Genomic DNA, 17603 nt, shown 5'->3' on the forward strand with positions numbered 1-17603 from the left:
GGGCCGCCCGGCCTCGCCGGTGCGGTCCGCCGGTGCGGCCGCCGGCGCCGGAGCCGCGGAAGCCGACGGCACCGGAGGCTCCGGGGGCAGCAGGGCCTCGGTGATCCGGGACACGGGACGCTCGGCCGGAGGCACGGGCGCGGGCGCGGAGGGCCGCGAGGCGGCTGGCGCCGCGGCGCCGCCGGAGGCTGCCGGCCGCGGGAGACCGGCGGCCGGGGAGGACGCCTCGGGCCCGGGCGTGAGGGGGCCCGAGGCGCCCGGCGCCGGGGAATCGGCGGCCGGGGAAGACGCCCGCGGGCCCCGCGTGGCCTGCGTCAGGGAAGCCGCCCCGGGCCCGGACGAGTGCTGCGTGGAGGCGTCCGGCCGAGGGAGACCAGCCGCCGGAGAGGACGCCGCGAGCCCGGCAGAGGAGTGCGGCGAGGCGTTCGGCGGTGTCCGGTCGGCAGGGGCCGGGAGGCGGTGGTGCGGTGGTGTGACGGGCTCCGGAGGGAGGAGGGCTTCGGTGATGCGGGACATCGGGCGCTGCGGCTCGGTGCTCATCCCCGTCCCCCTGGTCGTTCCGTGAAAGCAATGGCCGCCACTCTACGGTCTGTTCCCCCTGGTGCGGGAACCCAGGGGCTACCCACGCGTAAACCCGTCTGGCAAGCTCGGCCCATGACTCCCCGTGCCGCCGACCGCGCCCGGTACGACCGGGCCACCTCCCATCTCGACGCGCCGGTCGCCGTCGTGGACCTGGAGGCCTTCGACGCGAACGCCGACGATCTGGTCCGCAGGGCCGGGGGCAAGCCGGTCCGGGTCGCGAGCAAGTCGGTGCGGTGCCGGGCGCTCCTGGAGCGGGTGCTGGCGCGGGACGGGTTCGCGGGCGTGATGTCGTTCACGCTCGCCGAGTCGCTGTGGCTGGCCAGGGCCGGGGTCGAGGACGTGCTGCTGGCCTATCCGTCGGCCGACCGGGCCGGGTTCGCCGAGCTCGCGGGCGACGCGAAGCTGGCCGGCGCGGTGACCGTGATGGTCGACGACGTGGCCCAGCTCGATCTGATCGAGGCCTCGCGGGCGGGCGGCAAGGAAGAGGTCCGGGTCTGTCTGGAGCTGGACACCTCGCTGCACCTGCTGGGCGGCCGGGTGCGGATCGGGGCCCGGCGCTCGCCGCTCCGCGAGCCCGCCGAGCTGGCCGACCTCGCCCGCTCGGTCGCCCGCCGGCCCGGTTTCCGGCTGGTGGGGCTCATGGCGTACGAGGGCCACGTGGCCGGCGTCGGTGACGCGGTGGCGGGCCGGCCGGTGCGCTCGCGGGCGATCCGGCTGATGCAGTCGGCGGCCCGCAAGGAGCTGGCGGCGCGCCGGGCGGCGGTGGTCCGTGCCGTGCGCGCGGTGGCGCCGGAGCTGGAGTTCGTGAACGGCGGCGGCACGGGCAGCGTGCAGCACACGGCCGCCGAGGACGCGGTGACGGAGATCGCGGCGGGCTCGGGGCTCTACGTGCCGCGGCTCTTCGACAACTACACCTCGTTCTCGGGGCGCCCCGCCGCCCTCTTCGCCCTGCCCGTCGTGCGCCGCCCCGGCGTGGGCGTGGTGACGGTCCTCGGCGGCGGCTACCCCGCGTCCGGCGTCGCCGGACGGGACCGGCTTCCCGTCCCGTACCTGCCCGAGGGTCTGCGCTACGACCCGCAGGAGGGCCCGGGCGAGGTCCAGACCCCGCTGCTCGGCTCGCCCGCCGACGACCTCCGCATCGGCGACAAGGTCTGGTTCCGCCACGCGAAGGCCGGCGAGCTGTGCGAGCGCTTCGACACGCTGCACCTGGTGGAGGGCGACCGGGTGACGGCCGCCGTCCCGACGTACCGGGGCGAGGGGCGGACCTTCCTCTAGGGCGCCCTCCTCCAGGACGCCCTTCAGAACACCGAGTCCTGCTGGTCCGGCACGATGCTGCCGTCGGCGCGCCGGACCGGCCCGGCGGTGCCGTCGGCGGCGGTGTAGCCCGTGGTGGCGCAGGGGTACGGGGTGGTCCGGCGCTTCTTGGGCTCGATGAACATGGGGTTGACGATCCACCGGCCGTCACTGTTGTCGTAGGCCCGGCACATCAGTTCGTTCTTGTTGCGGTTGAGGACGAGCCGGAGGCCGGTGGCGTCGCGCAGGAAGGAGACGTCGGTGTCGGAGTCGCCCGCGGCGAGGACCTGGCGGCGGGCGGCCGGCTGGACGCGCTCGGCGGCGGGGCCGTGGACGCCGAGGATCTCCTGGTTGATCCAGCAGCGCTTGCCGTCGATGTAGGTGATCATCCGGTCCTCACCGTCGTGGACGCTTCCGCAGCCCTGGAGGTGGCTGGTGAGGCGGCCGTGCTCGGTGGTGTTGCGGATGCCGATGGCGTGGGAGGGGTCGATGCCGACGCCCCGGGCCCAGACGTCGACGACGGGCTCGGGCGAGGCGGAGACGATCCACACGTCGAAGCCGGCGTCCTGGAGCACCCGGATCAGGTCGCGCTGCTGCTCGTAGTGGCGCACCCAGCCGGTGACCCGGGCGGTGCCGACCTGCTGGGTGGCGCCCTGCGGCGCGGCGAGGTTCTCGGCGCGGGCCGCGGCGGCGAAGGACCGGACCTCGCGGGCGGTCCAGCCGTGCAGGAGCTGGGCGAGCCAGGCGTACTGGGGTTCCATGCGGCGGTGGTCGTGGCCGGCGAACGCGGTGCTGCCCGTGCTGGTGGCGCCCGTCCCGTACACGGCGAGGATCTCGTCGGCGCAGCGCGTGTCGGTGGAGGTCGGCAGGGTGCGCACGCTTGTGGGGCAGGCGCCGGCGAGGGCGGTGGCGGCCTCGGGGGTGAGCCAGCGGCTGGTGGCGGCCCAGTCGCCGTGGCGCGGGGGCCTGATGCGGTCGTTGCGGAGCAGCCAGTACAGGGTGGCGTCGCCGACGTCGTTCTTGATGACCGTGTTGTCCCAGTCGAAGACGGCGAGGGGCTTCTTCGTCCTGGTGCCCTTGTCGTGCTCGTCCTGACAGTGGTCGGCTATCAGGCGCTCGATGCGGGCCTTGTTGTCGCCGTGCCAGCCTTCGGAGACGTTCAGCGTGGGGCAGGGGCGGGGCCCGGCCGTGGCGTCCGTCGCCGGGAGGAGGGCGGTCGCGGCGACGGCGAGGGCGGCCGCGGCGGCGTGGGTGCGGAGCCTGCTGGTCATGATCACACCTCTCTTGACGCACGACAGCCGGGCGCCTTGCGACGCCCGGCTGTCGTGGGGTGGGGGTGGGGACGGGTGGCGGCGGTGGGGAGGTCGGGAGCGGTGTCCTACGGCCGCGTCACGTACGCGCCTGCTACGGCGGCGTCACGTGCGGGCCCGTTCTACAGCGGCGTCACGTACGCGCCGGAGATGCCGCCGTCGACGAGGAAGTCGGTGGCGTTGACGAAGGAGGAGTCGTCGCTCGCGAGGAACGCGACCGCGGCGGCGATCTCCTCCGCCTCGGCGAACCGGCCGACCGGGATGTGCACCAGGCGGCGCGCGGCGCGCTCCGGGTCCTTGGCGAACAGTTCCTGGAGGAGCGGGGTGTTGACCGGGCCCGGGCACAGGGCGTTGACCCGGATGCCCTCCCTCGCGAACTGGACGCCGAGTTCGCGGGACATGGCGAGCACGCCGCCCTTGGAGGCGGTGTACGAGATCTGGCTGGTGGCCGCGCCCATGATGGCGACGAAGGACGCGGTGTTGATGATGGAGCCCCTGCCCTGGCGCCGCATGTACGGCAGGGCGGCCTTGCAGCAGAGGTAGACGGAGGTCAGGTTGACGTCCTGGACGCGCTTCCAGGCCTCCAGGCCGGTCTCGAGGATGGAGTCGTCGTCGGGCGGGGAGATCCCGGCGTTGTTGAAGGCGATGTCGACGGAGCCGTAGGTGTCGAAGGCGACCTTGAAGAGGTTCTCGACCTCCTCCGGGTCGGTGACGTCGACCTTCACGAAGGTGCCGCCGACCTCCTCGGCGGCGGCCTTGCCGGCCCGCTCGTCGATGTCGCCGCAGACCACGTGGGCGCCCTCGGAGGCGAGGCGGCGGGCGGCGGCGAGGCCGATGCCGCTGCCGGCGCCGGTGATGACGGCGGTGCGGCCGACGAGCCGGCGGCAGATGGTGGCTTCAGTAGTCATACGGGTCAGGCCTCCGTGCTGATGAAGACGTTCTTGGTTTCGGTGAAGGCGGTGAGGGCGTCGGGGCCCAGCTCCCGGCCGAGGCCGGACTGGCCGAAGCCGCCGAAGGGGGTCCAGTAGCGGACGCTGGAGTGGGAGTTGACGGAGAGGTTGCCGGCCCGGACGGCGCGCGAGGCGCGCAGCGCGCGGCCGATGTCGCGGGTCCAGATGGAGCCGGAGAGGCCGTACGGGGTGGCGTTGGCGAGCCGGATCGCGTCGGCCTCGTCCTCGAAGGGCAGGACGACGGCGACGGGCCCGAAGATCTCCTCGACGGCGCAGGGCGCGTCCTCGGGGACGCCGGTGAGGAGGGTCGGCGGGAACCAGAAGCCGGGGCCTTCGGGGGCCTTGCCGCGGACGGCTTCCCCGTGCTCGGCGGCGTCCGTGACGTACGCCCGTACGCGGTCGAGCTGGGCGCGGGAGATGAGCGGGCCCATCTGGGTGCGCTCGTCGAGGGGGTCGCCGACGACGATCTCCTCGATGGCGGGGGTGAGGAGCTCCAGGAAGCGGTCGTAGACCGGACGCTGGACGAGGATGCGGGTACGGGCGCAGCAGTCCTGGCCGCTGTTGTCGAGGAAGGCCATCGGGGCGGCGGCCGCGGCGGCCTCCAGGTCCGCGTCGGCGAAGACGATGTTGGGGCTCTTGCCGCCGAGTTCGAGGGTGATCCGCTTCACCTGGTCGGCGGCCCGGGCCATGATCTGCTTGCCGACGCGGGTGGAGCCGGTGAAGACGACCTTGGCGACGCCGGGGTGGTCGACGAGCGCGGCGCCGGCGACCGGGCCCTCGCCGGGCAGGACCTGGAAGAGGTGCTCGGGGAGGCCGGCTTCCAGGGCGAGTTCGGCGAGGCGCAGCGCGGTGAGCGGGGTGGTCTCGGCGGGCTTGAGGACGACGGCGTTGCCGGCGGCGAGGGCGGGTGCGGTGGCCCAGGCGGCGATCGGCATGGGGAAGTTCCAGGGCGCGATGACGCCGACGACGCCGAGGGGTTCGAGGACGGTGATGTCGAGGCCGCCGGGGACGGGGATCTGCCGGCCGTTGAGGCGCTCGACTCCCCCGGCCGCGTAGTCGAGCAGGTCGCGGACGTTGCCGGCTTCCCAGCGGGCGTTGCCGAGGGTGTGGCCGGCCTCGCGGACCTCCAGGAGGGCGAGTTCCTCGACGTGGGCGTCGACGACGGCGGCGAAGCGGCGCAGCGCGCGGGCCCGGTCGGCGGGGGCGACCGCGGCCCAGGCCCGCTGGGCGGCGGCGGCGCGGGTGACGGCGGCGTCGACGTCGGCCGGGGTGGCGGCGGGGACGGTCGCGACGACCTCCTCGGTCGCCGGGTTCAGTACCTGGAGCAAGGGGTTCCTCACATGCGTTCGAAGGAGCGGCGCAGTTCCCAGTCGGTGACGGCGGCGTCGTAGGCGTCGAGTTCGACGCGCGCCATGTTGCGGTAGTGGGCGACGACCTCGGCGCCGAAGGCGGCCTTGGCGATCTCGCTGTTCTCCCAGAGCTCGGCGGCCTCGCGCAGGGTGGTGGGGACGTGGGCGTAGTCGGCGGTGTAGGCGTTGCCGGTGCAGGCGGGCGGGAGTTCGAGGCGCTGCTCGATGCCGTACAGGCCGGCGGCGACGAGGGCGGCGACGGCGAGGTACGGGTTGACGTCGCCGCCGGGCACCCGGTTCTCGAAGCGGGTGGAGCGGCCGTGGCCGACGATCCGCAGCGCGCAGGTCCGGTTGTCGTGGCCCCAGGCGACGGCGGTGGGGGCGAAGGAGCCGGGCTGGAAGCGCTTGTAGGAGTTGATGTTGGGGGCGAGGAGCAGGGAGAAGTCCCGCAGGGCGGCGAGCTGTCCGGCGAGGAAGTGCCGCATGACCTCGGACATGCCGTCCGGTCCGTCGCCCGCCATCACGTTGACGCCGTCGGCGTCCTGCAGCGACAGGTGGATGTGACAGGAGTTGCCCTCGCGCTCGTTGTACTTGGCCATGAAGGTGAGCGAGCAGCCCTCCTGGGCGGCGATCTCCTTGGCGCCGGTCTTGTAGACGGCGTGCTGGTCGCAGGTGACCAGGGCCTCGTCGTACCGGAAGGCGATCTCGTGCTGGCCGGGGTTGCACTCGCCCTTGGCGGACTCGACGGTGAGTCCGGCGGCGGCCATCTCGTTGCGGATGCGGCGCAGCAGGGGCTCGACGCGACCGGTGCCGAGCACCGAGTAGTCGATGTTGTACTGGTTGGCCGGGGTCAGTCCGCGGTAGTTGGCGTCCCAGGCCTGTTCGTAGGTGTCCTTGAAGACGATGAACTCGAGCTCGGTGCCGACGTGGGCGGTGTAGCCGTGGGCGGCGAGCCGGTCGAGCTGGTGGCGCAGGATCTGGCGCGGGGCGGCGACGACGGGGCTGCCGTCGTTCCAGACGAGGTCGGCGGTCACCATGGCGGTGCCCTCGTTCCAGGGCACGCGGCGCAGGGTGGCGAGGTCGGGGCGCATGGCGAAGTCGCCGTAGCCGCGGTCCCAGGACGACATCTCGTAGCCGTCGACGGTGTTCATCTCGGTGTCGACGGCCAGAAGATAGTTGCAGCCCTCGGTGCCGTGGTCGAGCACCTCGTCGAGGAAGAACGGTGCGGCGAACCGCTTGCCCTGGAGCCGGCCCTGCATGTCGGGGAAGGCCAGGACGACGGTGTCGATCTCACCGCTCGCGACGAGCGTGCGGAGCTCGTCGACGGTGAGCGGGGGTGTGCGGTCTGCCACGGGATTACTCCTCCTTCGGCCTGCCGGGAGCCATAAGGTATTGCCAAGAACCATTGCTTGGGAAGGGGAAACGACGAGGTGGCCAGTACGAGTGAATCGGCGGACCGGCTGACGCCCGTGCTGCGGCCGGTGCGCGCGGGCAACGGTTTCGAGGAGGCCCTGGAGCAGATCCTGCAGGTCGTACGGCTCGGCCTGGTGCCGGGCGGGGAGCGGCTTCCGGCCGAGCGGGAGCTCGCCGACCGGATGGGGATCAGCCGGGTCACGCTGCGCGAGGTCCTGAAGGTGCTTCAGGAGCAGGGCCTGGTGGAGAGCCGGCGCGGCCGGTACGGCGGAACGTTCGTGCTGCACCGGCCGCAGACCGCCGACGAGGCCGAGCTGCGCCGCCGGATCGCGGCCGTCGACATGGAGGACACCCTGCGCTTCCGGGAGGTCCTGGAGGTCGGCGCGGCCGGGCTGTGCGCGGCGCACGGCCTGGATGACGAGGGTGCGGAGCGCCTCCGCGCCGCGCTGGCGGCGACGCACGACGCGCCGCTCGGCGACTACCGGCGCCAGGACACCCTGCTCCACCTGACGCTCGCCGAGCTGTCCGGCTCGCCGACGCTGACCGCGCAGTACGCGGCGGTGCGGGCGACGGTCAACGACCTCCTGGACTGCATCCCGCTGCTGGTGCGCAACCTGGAGCACTCGCAGCACCAGCACACCGCGCTGGTGGAGGCGGTGCTCGACGGGGACGCGGACGCGGCGCGCGAGGTGATGCGGGAGCACTGCGCGGGCACGGCGGCGCTGCTGCGCGGCTTCCTCACCTGAGGGGCGGCGCCCGGCCGGTCCCGCGCACCCCGGGAGGCGCGCGTAACCCGAAAGTAACGCCAGGGACTTGCGCTCTCCGCCCGACGGCCGCAAAGGTATGGCACCAATCCATTGGGCCCGTAGCGGGGAGCTGAGCGCTGCCATGACGCTGGAAGACACCTCAGGCACCACAGGAAAGACCACCGCCCCCGACGACTACCTGGAGCGGCGCACCCTGCGCCGCGGCAGCGCGGGCTGGCTGCTGCTGACCGGGCTCGGCGTCGCGTACGTCGTCTCCGGCGACTTCTCCGGCTGGAACATCGGCCTGTCCAAGGGCGGCTTCGGCGGTCTCGCGATCGCGACGGTCCTCATGGGCGCCATGTACGCCTGTCTGGTGTTCTCGCTCGCCGAGCTGTCCGCCATCCTGCCCACCGCGGGCGGAGGCTACGGCTTCGCCCGGCGCGCGCTCGGCACCTGGGGCGGCTTCCTCACCGGCACCGCGATCCTCATCGAGTACGTGCTCGCGCCGGCCGCCATCTCCATCTTCATCGGCGACTACGTCGAGTCGCTCGGCCTCTTCGGCCTGGAGTCGGGCTGGCCGGTCTACCTGGTCTGCTTCGCGCTCTTCATCGGCATCCACCTCTGGGGCGTGGGCGAGGCGCTGCGGTTCAGCCTGATCGTCACCGCCGTCGCCGTGGCCGCGCTGCTCGTCTTCGCGCTCGGCGCGCTCAGCGACTTCCACGTGGACGGCCTGAACGACATCCCGGTCGACGCGGACGCCACCGGAGCCAGTTCCTGGCTGCCGTTCGGCCTCCTGGGCATCTGGGCGGCGTTCCCGTTCGGCATGTGGTTCTTCCTGGGCGTCGAGGGCGTGCCGCTGGCCGCCGAGGAGGCCAAGGACCCGGTGCGCTCCATGCCCCGGGCACTCGCCCTGTCCATGGGCATCCTGGTGGTCCTCGCCGTGGTGACCTTCTTCGCGGCCACCGGCGCCCGCGGCTCCGCGGCCGTCCAGGAGGCCGGAAACCCGCTGGTGGTGGCGCTGCAGGGCGACGGAGAACCCACCGCGCTCAGCCGCTTCGTCAACTACGCGGGCCTCGCGGGCCTGGTCGCCTCCTTCTTCTCCCTCATCTACGCGGGCTCGCGCCAGCTCTTCGCGCTGTCCCGGGCCGGCTACCTGCCCCGCTTCCTCTCGCTCACCAGCCGCCGCAAGTCGCCCTACCTCGGCCTGCTGATCCCCGGCGCCATCGGGTTCGCGCTCGCCGCCGGGACCGGGAACGGGGCGCGGATGCTGAACATCGCGGTGTTCGGCGCCACCATCTCGTACGCCCTGATGGCGCTCTCCCACATCGTGCTGCGCCGCCGGGAGCCGGGGCTGCCCCGCCCGTACCGCACTCCGGGCGGCGTCGTGACCTCGTCGACCGCCTTCGTCCTCGCCCTCTCGGCACTCGTGGCGACCTTCCTGGTGGACAAGGACGCCGCCTTCATCGCCCTCGCCGTGTACGTGATCGCGCTGGCCTACTTCGCGTTCTACAGTCGCCACCACCTGGTGGCGAGCGCACCCGAGGAGGAGTTCGCGGCGCTCGCCGCGGCCGAGGCGGAACTCGAACGCTGACCGCTCCCCCTTTCCCGACCCCGGAGGAACCCGTGCCCAAGCCGCTCATCGGCGTGACGACCTATCTGGACCAGGCCCGCTGGGGCGTGTGGGACCTGCCCGCGGCGCTGCTCCCGGCCGCGTACCCGCGCCTGGTCCAGCGGAGCGGCGGCCTTGCGGCCATGCTGCCCCCGGACGACCCGTCCGTGGCGGCGGAGACGGTGGCGCGTTTGGACGGGCTCGTGATCGCGGGCGGCGCGGACGTCGAGCCGGTGCGGTACGGGGCCGAGCCCGACCCGCGTACCGGCCCGCCCGCCCGGGCCCGGGACGCCTGGGAGCTGGCACTGATCGAGGCGGCCCTCGACGCCGGCACACCGCTCCTGGGGATCTGCCGCGGCATGCAGCTCCTGAACGTGGCGCTCGGCGGCACCCTCGTCCAGCACCTGGACGGGCACACGGAGGCGGTCGGCGTGATGGGCCGGCACCCGGTCTCCCCGGTGCCCGGCACCCGCTACGCCGCCCTGGTCCCGGAGCGGACCGACGTCCCCACGTACCACCACCAGTGCGTGGAGGTCCTCGGCAAGAACCTGATCGCCTCGGCGCACGCCGCGGACGGCACGGTCGAGGCGATCGAACTCCCCTCGCCCGCCTGGGCGCTGGGCGTCCAGTGGCACCCGGAGATGGGCGAGGACCTGCGGGTGACGCGGGCCCTCGTGGCGGCGGCCGTCAGGCGCTGATCCGCCCGCGCGACAGCAGGGCGTACAGCAGCCCGGCGAGGAGCATGCCCACGGGCATGGCGAGGTCGACACCGCCGAGCGCCCGGGCGACCGGGCCGGTGTAGGCGGTGTTGACGCACAGCGCCGCCACGGCACCGCCGCCGAGCACCGCGACGGCACCGGCGGGGCTGAAGCCCGCCGCGTACCAGAAGGGGCTCGCCGGGCTCTCGTCCATGAGGGCGGTGCCGTCGTACCGGTTGCGGCGCAGCCAGATGTCCACCGCGTACACCGTCATGGCCGGACCGAGCAGGACGACGGTCAGCTGGAGGACGTTGCTGACGGTGTCCAGGAAGTCGGACACCAGCAGCGCGTACAGGGTCAGGGCCACCGCCACCGCGCCGTCGACGAGGACGCTGCGGGAGCGGCGGATGCGCAGGCCCACCGCCTGGAGGGCGAGGCCGGCGCTGTACGCGGTCATCGCGTTGATCGCGACGGTGCCGAGCACCAGCGCGAGCAGGAACACGGGCCCGAACCAGCCCGGCAGCATCGACTCGAGCGCGGTCTGCGGATCGGTCATGTCGACGACGGTGGCGGCGAGGGCGCCGATCGAGCAGACCGCGACGCTGGGCAGGAACCCGCCGAGGGCGGTCCAGCCGACGACCGCCTTCGCCGAGGTCGTGGCGGGAAGGTAGCGGGAGAAGTCGGCGCTGGTGGTGTACGAGAGCGGGCCGGCCGCGATGAGCGTGACGCCCGCGATCACCGTGGCCCACAGGTCCACCCCGCTCAGCGAGGCCTCGGGCGCGTAGCCGAAGTCCGCCTTCAGCAGCACGACATAGGCGACGACGCCGAAGACGGCGGTCAGGGCGAGGGTGATGGGCAGGTAGAGCCGCACGATGAGGCCGTGTCCGTACACGCCGATGGTGAGCGTGCCGGCCGCGACGACGAGGACGACGACGACCTTCACCGGCGTGGAGGCGTCGAGGCCGGCCTTCTCGACCAGGGCGAACGCGGCGCCGGCCGCCGCCGCCAGGTTGAGCGCGAAGTAGCAGACGGAGATCATCCACCCGGTCACGGCGTTGTTCACGCGGTTGCCGCGCACGCCGTACATGGCCCGGGTGATCACCTCGCTGGGTGCGCCCGCGGCGGGCCCCGACATCGCGAGCACGCCTGTGAGCAGCCAGAACAGGTTGCCGACCAGGATCACCACGAACGCCTGGGCGAGGCTGAGGCCCATCAGGACGAGGGCGCCGCCGATCACGAGGCTCAGGTAGTTGACGTTGGCGGCGGCCCAGACGGAGAAGAGCTCGCGCGGATGTCCGTACCGCTCCTCGTCGGGGATGTGGTCGATGCCGTGGGACTCGATCCGCGTGGGCCGGTCACTGTCGGGGGCCGTCGTGGACCGGGGTCTCGAAGCGGGGGTGCTGAATGCCATGCGGCCCTCCGGGAGAGCGTGTCGTGCACACCTGGTTGCTTATTGGTCGCACACTCAATAGCATCGTCCCCATGTCGTCAAGCGTCCAGCGCAAGCGAGTTCGCAAGTCCCCCGAGGCCCGCCGGGCGGAGATCGTCGAGGCGGCCGCGGCCGTCGCCCTCAGCGAGGGCCTGGAGTGCGTGACCCTCCGGCGCATCGCCGAGGATCTCGACGTACGCCCGGGTCTGATCAGCCACTACTTCCCCTCGGCGGAGAACCTGGTGGCCGAGGCCTTCGGCACCGCCGCCACCGGCGAACTCGACGCCCTGCTCCCGGCCGACCGCCCCGACGGAACGCCCACCCAGTACCTCGCGCGCTATTTCGCGCTCTCGCAGGGCGAGGCCTACGACGACATCAGCCGCCTCTGGATCAACGCCCGCCACCTCAGCCGCTACCGCCCGCTCCTCCGGGAACGGGTCCACGAGCAGGAACTGGCGAACGACGAACGGCTGGAAGGCCTCGTCCGCGACGGCGTGGCGAGCGGCGAGTTCCGCACGCCGGACCCGCACGTGACCGCGATCCAGATCCTCGTCGTCCTCGACGGCCTGGGCGCCCACGCCAACACGGCCCGCGAGAACCGCCCCGAGGCGGTACGGCGGATGGCGGTGACCACGGCCGAACGCGAACTCGACCTGCCCCCCGGCACGCTGGACCGAGCGGCGCTGTCCCTCCCCGCCCCCCTCCTCCCCCAGTGACCCCAGGAGCTCGTGTGCGCACCCGACTCGTCCTGTCCTCCGCCCGGCTGCTCGACCCCGGCACCGGCGCCTTCCTGCCGGAGACGGCGCTGGCCGTGTCCGAGACCGGACGGATCGCCGCCCTCGGCGACGACAGGGAGATCCGGGCCCTGGCCACCGGCGACACCGAGGTCATCGACCTCAAGGGCGCCGTGGTGACCACCGGCCTGGTCGACGGCCACCTCCACCCCGTCAGCGGCGCGGAACTCACCCACGGCCTCGACCTGTCCCGCTGCACCGGCCTGACCGACGTCCGCGACGCGCTCTCCACGGAGGCACGGCGCCTCGGCCGCGGCGACTGGCTCTTCGCCTGGGGCCTCGACCCCAACGTCTTCGGCGGCGAACCCGTCTCCGTCGCCCCGTTCGACACCGTCCTCGACGGCATCCCGGCCTTCCTCCTGCTCTTCGACGCCCACTCCGCGCTCGCCAGCCGCCGCGCCCTGGAACTCGCCGGCGTCGACGGCCCACGCGTCTTCGACCAGGCCTCCGCCCAGGTCGTCTGCGACGAACGAGGCCGCCCCACCGGCCTGCTCCAGGAAGACGCCGCCTGCGAACTGGTCGAACGCGTGGCACCACGGCCCACCCACGGCGAACGCCGCGACCGCCTGTCCAAGGCCCTCCGCGCCATGGCCGTGGCGGGCCTGACCGGCGCCCACGTCATGGACGCCAACGGCGAGAGCCTCGCCCTCCTCGCGGAACTCGACGAGGCAGGCGAACTCCCGCTCCGCCTCCGCGTGGCGCCCTGGTGCCAGCCCGGCACCGACGCGGACGGCGTACGGGAGCTGATCGAACTCCAGCAGGCACGGGGCCGCCTGTGGCGCGTGGACGGCGTCAAGCTCTTCATGGACGGCACCATCGACAACGGCACGGCCTGGCTGGAGCGCCCCGACTGCCACGGCGAGTCGGCCCACGCCTTCTGGCCGGACCCGGCGGCCTACACCCACGTGATCGGCGAGCTTGCCCGCGCCGGAGTCCCGACCGCCACCCACGCGATCGGCGACGCGGCGGTGCGCCACGCCCTGGACGCGATCGAGAAGCACCGGAGCACGGTCCGGCACCGCGTCGAACACATCGAGACGGTCCCGGACGACACGCTGCGCCGCTTCGCCGAGCTGGGCGTCATCGCGTCCATGCAGCCCACCCACTGCTGCGACTTCACACGCGCCGACCACACCGACAACTGGTCCCGCCGACTGGGCGAGGAACGCGCCTCCCGCGCCTGGCGCTGCCGCGACCTGTGGGACTCCGGGGCGACCGTGGTCCTCGGCTCGGACTGGCCGATCGCGCCGTTCCCGCCGCTCACCGTCATGGCGGGCGCCCGCCACCGCCGCCCGACCCGCGACCTGACCCAGCCGCCGCACGGCCCGGAACAGGCCCTGTCGCCGCTGGAGGCACTGCGCGGCATGACGGTCAACGCGGCCTTCGCGGCGAACGAGGAACACGAGGCGGGCCGCCTGACCCCGGGCCACCGGGCGGACCTGACGGTACTGGCGGAGAACCCCCTCACGACACCGGCGGCGGACCTGCCGCAGCTGCCGGTCGTCCTGACGACGGTGGACGGCAAGGTGACGCACCGCACGGCCTGAGGAGACGCAGGAACGGGAGCGGGGGCCGTGGAGGGGCCCGTGTTCGGGACGTGACGCGTGATGTGTGGCGCGGAACAAGGCCGTTCACCACACCGGGGACCAGCTCCGCGCCGTAAATCATGCAGTCCCGAACACGGGCCCCGGAACGGCCCCCGCGGCACCACGCACGGGCCACCACGCACACGCCGCACACGCACACGCACACGCACACGCACACGCACACGCACCGGCCCGCCCACCCACGGGCGCGCCAGGTCACGCCCCAGTGGCGGTTCACCCCCCACTACGCGTCAACGACACCAAATCCCGAGCCGGCCCCGTAGGCCGATGCCCCGCCGGCCACACCGCCCGCAGATCCCGCCGCAGCAGCACCCCCGCGACCGGCACGGCGACCAGCCGTCGCGAGGCCAGCTCCTCGGCAACGGCCAGCTCGCTCAGCACGGCCGGCCCCGCCCCGCTCACCGCCGCCGCCTTCACCGCCGTCGTCGACGCCAGCTCCAGCAGCGGCTGCGCCAGCCCCCCGTACCCCGCCAGCGCCGCGTCCAGCACCTGCCGCGTCCCCGATCCCCGCTCCCGCAGCACCAACGGCGTCGCCGCCAGCTCCGCCGGATCGATCGCCCGCCCGCGCCGCGCCCACGGATGCGAGGGGGCGGTGACGACGGCGAGCCGGTCGTGGGCGACGACGGCCCCGTCCAGCCCTTCGGGCACGGCCAGCCCCTCCACGAACCCGAGATCGGCCTCACCGCCGAGCAGCCGCTCGGCGACGACCGTCGAGTTCCCCGCGAGCAGCGACACGGCGGTGTCGGGCCGCTCGGCCCGCAGCGCGATCAGCCAGCCCGGCAGCAGGTACTCGGCGATCGTCATCGAGGCCGCGACCCGCAGCCGCGAGTCCCGCCGCCCGCGCAACGCCTGCACGCCCGCGTCGAAGGCCTCGGCCGCCTCGACGATGCGCCGCGCCCAGTCCGTGACCAGCGCTCCCGCGTCCGTCAGCCGGGACCCGCGGGGCGACCGGTCGACCAGGGCCACCCCGAGCTGCCGCTCCATGGACCGGATGCGGCTGCTCGCCGCGGGCTGGGTGATGCCGACCTCGCGTGCGGCCCGTCCGAGGCTGCCGTGCCGGGCGACGGCGAGGAGCAGTTCGAGCGCGCCGAGGTCGGGGACCCGGTGGGACAGAAGACTGACGACGTCACTCGGTTCGCTGCTCATAAAGCCAGCTTATGCCCTCATAGTCACATCACCCCTGGTGGGGGCCCTGAGCCCGCGAGAAGGTCGGCACATGGCAACGCTCGCACCTTCCCGTCCGGCCCCCCTCGCCACCACCCCCGGCGTGCGGTGGGCCTCGGTCCGTCACCTCGGCCCCAACTGGTACGCCTCGGTGATGGGCACCGCCGTCATCGCCAACGCGGGAGCAACCCTCCCGGTGGACGTCCCGGGACTGCGGGCCGCCTGCACCGCCGTCTGGGCGCTGTCCTTCGTCATGCTGCTGACGCTGCTCGGCGCCCGCGCCCTGCACTGGACCCACCACCGCGACCAGGCCCGCGCCCATCTCCTCGACCCGGCGATGGCGCCGTTCTACGGCTGCCTCTCCATGGCCCTGCTCGCGGTCGGCGGCGGAACCATGATCGTCGGCAGGGACTGGATCGGTCTGCCCGCCGCGGTCGCCGTCGACACCGTCCTGTTCACGGCCGGCACGGCCGTCGGACTGGCGGCCGCCGTGGCGGTGCCGTACCTGATGGTGGCCCGGCACCGGATCGAGGGCGCCTCTCCCGTGTGGCTGCTCCCGGTCGTCGCCCCCATGGTCTCGGCGGCTCTCGGCCCCCTGCTCCTGCCCCACCTCCCCGCCGGGCCGGCCCGGCAGACCTTCCTGCTCGCCTGCTACGCGATGTTCGGCGTCAGCCTGCTCGCGACCCTGGTGATGCTGCCCCTGGTCTTCGGCCGCCTCGTCACCCACGGGCCGCTCCCCCTCGCCCTGACGCCCACCCTGTTCCTGGTCCTCGGCCCGTTGGGCCAGTCGACGACGGCCGCGAACAAGTTCGCCGACACCGCGCCGGGCGTGCTGCCCGAGCCGTACGCCCACGGCTTCGCCGCCTTCGCCGTGCTCTACGGCGTCCCCGTCATGGGCTTCGCCCTGCTGTGGCTGGCCCTCGCCGGCGCGCTCGTCCTGCGGGCCCGTCGTCGGGGCATGGGCTTCGCGATGACCTTCTGGGCCTTCACCTTCCCGGTCGGCACCTGTGTGACGGGCGCCGAGGGACTGGCCCAGCACACCGGCCTGGCCGCCTTCCGCTGGCTCGCGGTGGGTCTCTACGTCCTGCTGGTCGCCGCCTGGCTGATCGCGGCCGGCCACACCCTGCGCGGCCTGGTCAGCGGCGCGCTGCCCGCAGGGCCCGGGCGAGCGACCGCGGAGCCTCGGCCAGGGACGGCCCGTACCACGTGAGGTGGCGTCCGTCGACGAGCGCGGTGACAGCCCCGGGGAACGCCTCGGGGCCGTCGTCCCGCGTGAAGCGGTAGGGCTCGTCGGGCAGGACGACGAGGTCGGGCGCCGCGGCGTTCAGCTCCTCGACCGGCACGCGCGGATAGCGCTCGGGATGCCCGGCGTAGAGGTTCCGCACGCCGAGGCGGGCGAGCAGATCCCCGGCGAAGGTGTCGCGCCCGAGCACCATCCAGGGCCGGCGCCAGATCGGTACGACGGCGGTACGGAGGGGCTCGTCGCCCGCGGCGACCGCGTCGGCGACCGCGGCCCACGCGGCCTCGGCGGCGTCCAGCCACCGCGGCCGGTCCGTCACGCCGCAGGCCCCGAGCACCCGGGTGAGCTCGGCGAAGGCCTGGTCGAGGGTGCGCACCTCGGTGACGAGGACGTCGAGACCGGCGGCGCGCAGGGCGTCGAGGTCCGGGCCGCGGTTCTCCTCCTCGTTGGCGATCACGAGATCGGGCCGCAGCGCGACGACGGCCTCGGTGTCCGGGTTCTTGGTCCCGCCGATCCGTACCGCGCCGCCGAGGTCGGCGGGGTGGGTGCACCAGTCGGTGACGCCGACCAGGGCGCCGGGCGCGGAGACGGCGACCGCCTCGGTCAGCGAGGGCACGAGCGAGACGACCCGCGGGCCGCGCGCCGCCGGAGGCCGGGGGGCGGCCGTCATCCCTCCTCGGCCTCGATGTGGTCGGCGACGGAGACGAAGACGAGCCGGGTCGCGGGCGCGGTGGCCCGCCACCGGTGGCGCACCCCGCCGGACAGGTACAGCGTGTCGCCGCTGCCCAGCCGGTACGCGCGGCCTTCGGCCTCGACCTCGACGGCGCCGTCGGCGACGTACAGCAACTCGTCGTTGCGGTGGAGGAATTCGCGTCCGGCGTCCTGCTCGCCGGTGAACTCCAGGGCCTGGAGCTGGTGCCTGCCGCGGACCAGCGGCCGTACGCCCGGCGGCATCTCCCACAGTTCCTCGTCCGAGCGGACGACGTCGACGGTGCGCGCCGCCTCGGCGGCGGCGAGGAGCTCGGCGGCGGTGGTCTCCAGGGCCGCGGCGACCAGCTGGAGGGAGCGGTCGCTGGGGCGGGCACGCTCGTTCTCGACCTGGCTGAGGAAGGGCACGGACAGGCCGCTGCGCTGGGCGACGACGGCCAGCGTCAGCTGGAGTGCCCGTCGGCGCCTCTTGACGGCCGCGCCCACGCGCAGTGACTCCTTGTCGTCCATCTCGGCCCCCTCCCTCGTGTCGCTCGTGTCGCCCGTGTCACTCGCGGCGCTCGTGGTCTCGTACTGGTCGGTTACCTGAACCTTACGCAGCTTTGGGCCCGGGTTTCGCGTCGTGGCGAAAAGGGGTGGTCGCCGAACACGTTCGGCGACCACCCCTTTTCGGAGCGAATTCGGAACTATCGCGAGTCCGGATCCAGCCGG

Annotated in this window: 15 protein-coding genes; 7 read left to right on the plus strand and 8 right to left on the minus strand. The window is 73.6% G+C overall.

Features of this window, described 5'->3' with window-relative positions; translation table 11 throughout:
* The first annotated feature begins 654 nt into the window (after nucleotides 1-654).
* A complete protein-coding gene (locus ACFWJO_RS10745) occupies nucleotides 655-1857 on the plus strand; it encodes an amino acid deaminase/aldolase (RefSeq protein WP_386864363.1) in 1203 nt (400 codons plus the stop codon).
* Nucleotides 1858-1880: 23 nt separating this feature from the next.
* Here ACFWJO_RS10745 and ACFWJO_RS10750 read toward each other — a convergent pair whose 3' ends face one another.
* From ACFWJO_RS10750 to ACFWJO_RS10765, 4 genes are all read right to left on the minus strand, one after another.
* Nucleotides 1881-3146, minus strand: a complete 1266-nt coding sequence (locus tag ACFWJO_RS10750; protein WP_386864364.1) for an HAD family hydrolase — start codon at nucleotides 3144-3146, stop codon at nucleotides 1881-1883.
* Nucleotides 3147-3307: 161 nt separating this feature from the next.
* Complete coding sequence (locus ACFWJO_RS10755; RefSeq protein WP_384414667.1) at nucleotides 3308-4093, minus strand: 3-oxoacyl-ACP reductase; 786 nt, start codon at nucleotides 4091-4093, stop codon at nucleotides 3308-3310.
* A 5-nt stretch (nucleotides 4094-4098) separates the two neighbouring features.
* Complete coding sequence (locus ACFWJO_RS10760) at nucleotides 4099-5463, minus strand: aldehyde dehydrogenase family protein (RefSeq protein WP_386864365.1); 1365 nt, start codon at nucleotides 5461-5463, stop codon at nucleotides 4099-4101.
* An 8-nt stretch (nucleotides 5464-5471) separates the two neighbouring features.
* On the minus strand, nucleotides 5472-6836 hold the full coding sequence (locus tag ACFWJO_RS10765) for a glutamine synthetase family protein (RefSeq protein WP_386864366.1): 1365 nt from the start codon (nucleotides 6834-6836) through the stop codon (nucleotides 5472-5474).
* A 78-nt stretch (nucleotides 6837-6914) separates the two neighbouring features.
* Here ACFWJO_RS10765 and ACFWJO_RS10770 point away from each other — a divergent pair, with 78 nt between their 5' ends.
* From ACFWJO_RS10770 to ACFWJO_RS10780, 3 genes are all read left to right on the plus strand, one after another.
* Complete coding sequence (locus ACFWJO_RS10770) at nucleotides 6915-7643, plus strand: FadR/GntR family transcriptional regulator (RefSeq protein ID WP_386864367.1); 729 nt, start codon at nucleotides 6915-6917, stop codon at nucleotides 7641-7643.
* A gap of 142 nt (nucleotides 7644-7785) precedes the next feature.
* Complete coding sequence (gene eat / locus ACFWJO_RS10775) at nucleotides 7786-9234, plus strand: ethanolamine permease (protein WP_386864368.1); 1449 nt, start codon at nucleotides 7786-7788, stop codon at nucleotides 9232-9234.
* A gap of 32 nt (nucleotides 9235-9266) precedes the next feature.
* A complete protein-coding gene (locus tag ACFWJO_RS10780) occupies nucleotides 9267-9950 on the plus strand; it encodes a gamma-glutamyl-gamma-aminobutyrate hydrolase family protein (protein ID WP_386864369.1) in 684 nt (227 codons plus the stop codon).
* On the opposite strand, the gene ACFWJO_RS10785 is transcribed toward ACFWJO_RS10780, so the two are convergent.
* Nucleotides 9940-11361 (minus strand): purine-cytosine permease family protein, encoded by a 1422-nt coding sequence (locus ACFWJO_RS10785; RefSeq protein ID WP_386864370.1) that lies wholly within the window; start codon nucleotides 11359-11361, stop codon nucleotides 9940-9942. The two genes, ACFWJO_RS10780 and ACFWJO_RS10785, sit on opposite strands and share 11 nt — an antisense overlap.
* A 71-nt stretch (nucleotides 11362-11432) precedes the next feature.
* Between ACFWJO_RS10785 and ACFWJO_RS10790 the strand changes: the two genes are divergently transcribed.
* Nucleotides 11433-12095: a TetR/AcrR family transcriptional regulator gene (locus tag ACFWJO_RS10790; protein ID WP_386864371.1), complete on the plus strand. Its 663-nt coding sequence runs from the start codon at nucleotides 11433-11435 to the stop codon at nucleotides 12093-12095.
* A gap of 14 nt (nucleotides 12096-12109) precedes the next feature.
* Complete coding sequence (locus ACFWJO_RS10795) at nucleotides 12110-13720, plus strand: amidohydrolase (protein WP_386864372.1); 1611 nt, start codon at nucleotides 12110-12112, stop codon at nucleotides 13718-13720.
* A 273-nt stretch (nucleotides 13721-13993) separates the two neighbouring features.
* Here ACFWJO_RS10795 and ACFWJO_RS10800 read toward each other — a convergent pair whose 3' ends face one another.
* The gene (locus tag ACFWJO_RS10800; RefSeq protein ID WP_386864373.1) at nucleotides 13994-14926 is read right to left on the minus strand and encodes a LysR family transcriptional regulator; all 933 of its coding nucleotides are present in this window, start codon (nucleotides 14924-14926) and stop codon (nucleotides 13994-13996) included.
* A 70-nt stretch (nucleotides 14927-14996) separates the two neighbouring features.
* Between ACFWJO_RS10800 and ACFWJO_RS10805 the strand changes: the two genes are divergently transcribed.
* Nucleotides 14997-16154, plus strand: coding sequence for a TDT family transporter (locus tag ACFWJO_RS10805; RefSeq protein WP_386864374.1), 1158 nt, complete (start codon nucleotides 14997-14999; stop codon nucleotides 16152-16154).
* Here the strand turns inward: ACFWJO_RS10805 and ACFWJO_RS10810 are convergent.
* Together ACFWJO_RS10810 and ACFWJO_RS10815 are read right to left on the minus strand one after the other, a co-directional pair.
* Nucleotides 16081-16854: a helical backbone metal receptor gene (locus ACFWJO_RS10810; protein WP_386864375.1), complete on the minus strand. Its 774-nt coding sequence runs from the start codon at nucleotides 16852-16854 to the stop codon at nucleotides 16081-16083. The genes ACFWJO_RS10805 and ACFWJO_RS10810 overlap by 74 nt on opposite strands.
* The gene (locus ACFWJO_RS10815; protein WP_384414634.1) at nucleotides 16851-17402 is read right to left on the minus strand and encodes a helix-turn-helix domain-containing protein; all 552 of its coding nucleotides are present in this window, start codon (nucleotides 17400-17402) and stop codon (nucleotides 16851-16853) included. The genes ACFWJO_RS10810 and ACFWJO_RS10815 overlap by 4 nt, the downstream gene beginning before the upstream one ends.
* Between the last annotated feature and the right edge of the window lie 201 nt (nucleotides 17403-17603).

The organism is Streptomyces sp. NPDC127092 (assembly GCF_042722475.1).
GTDB lineage: Bacteria > Actinomycetota > Actinomycetes > Streptomycetales > Streptomycetaceae > Streptomyces.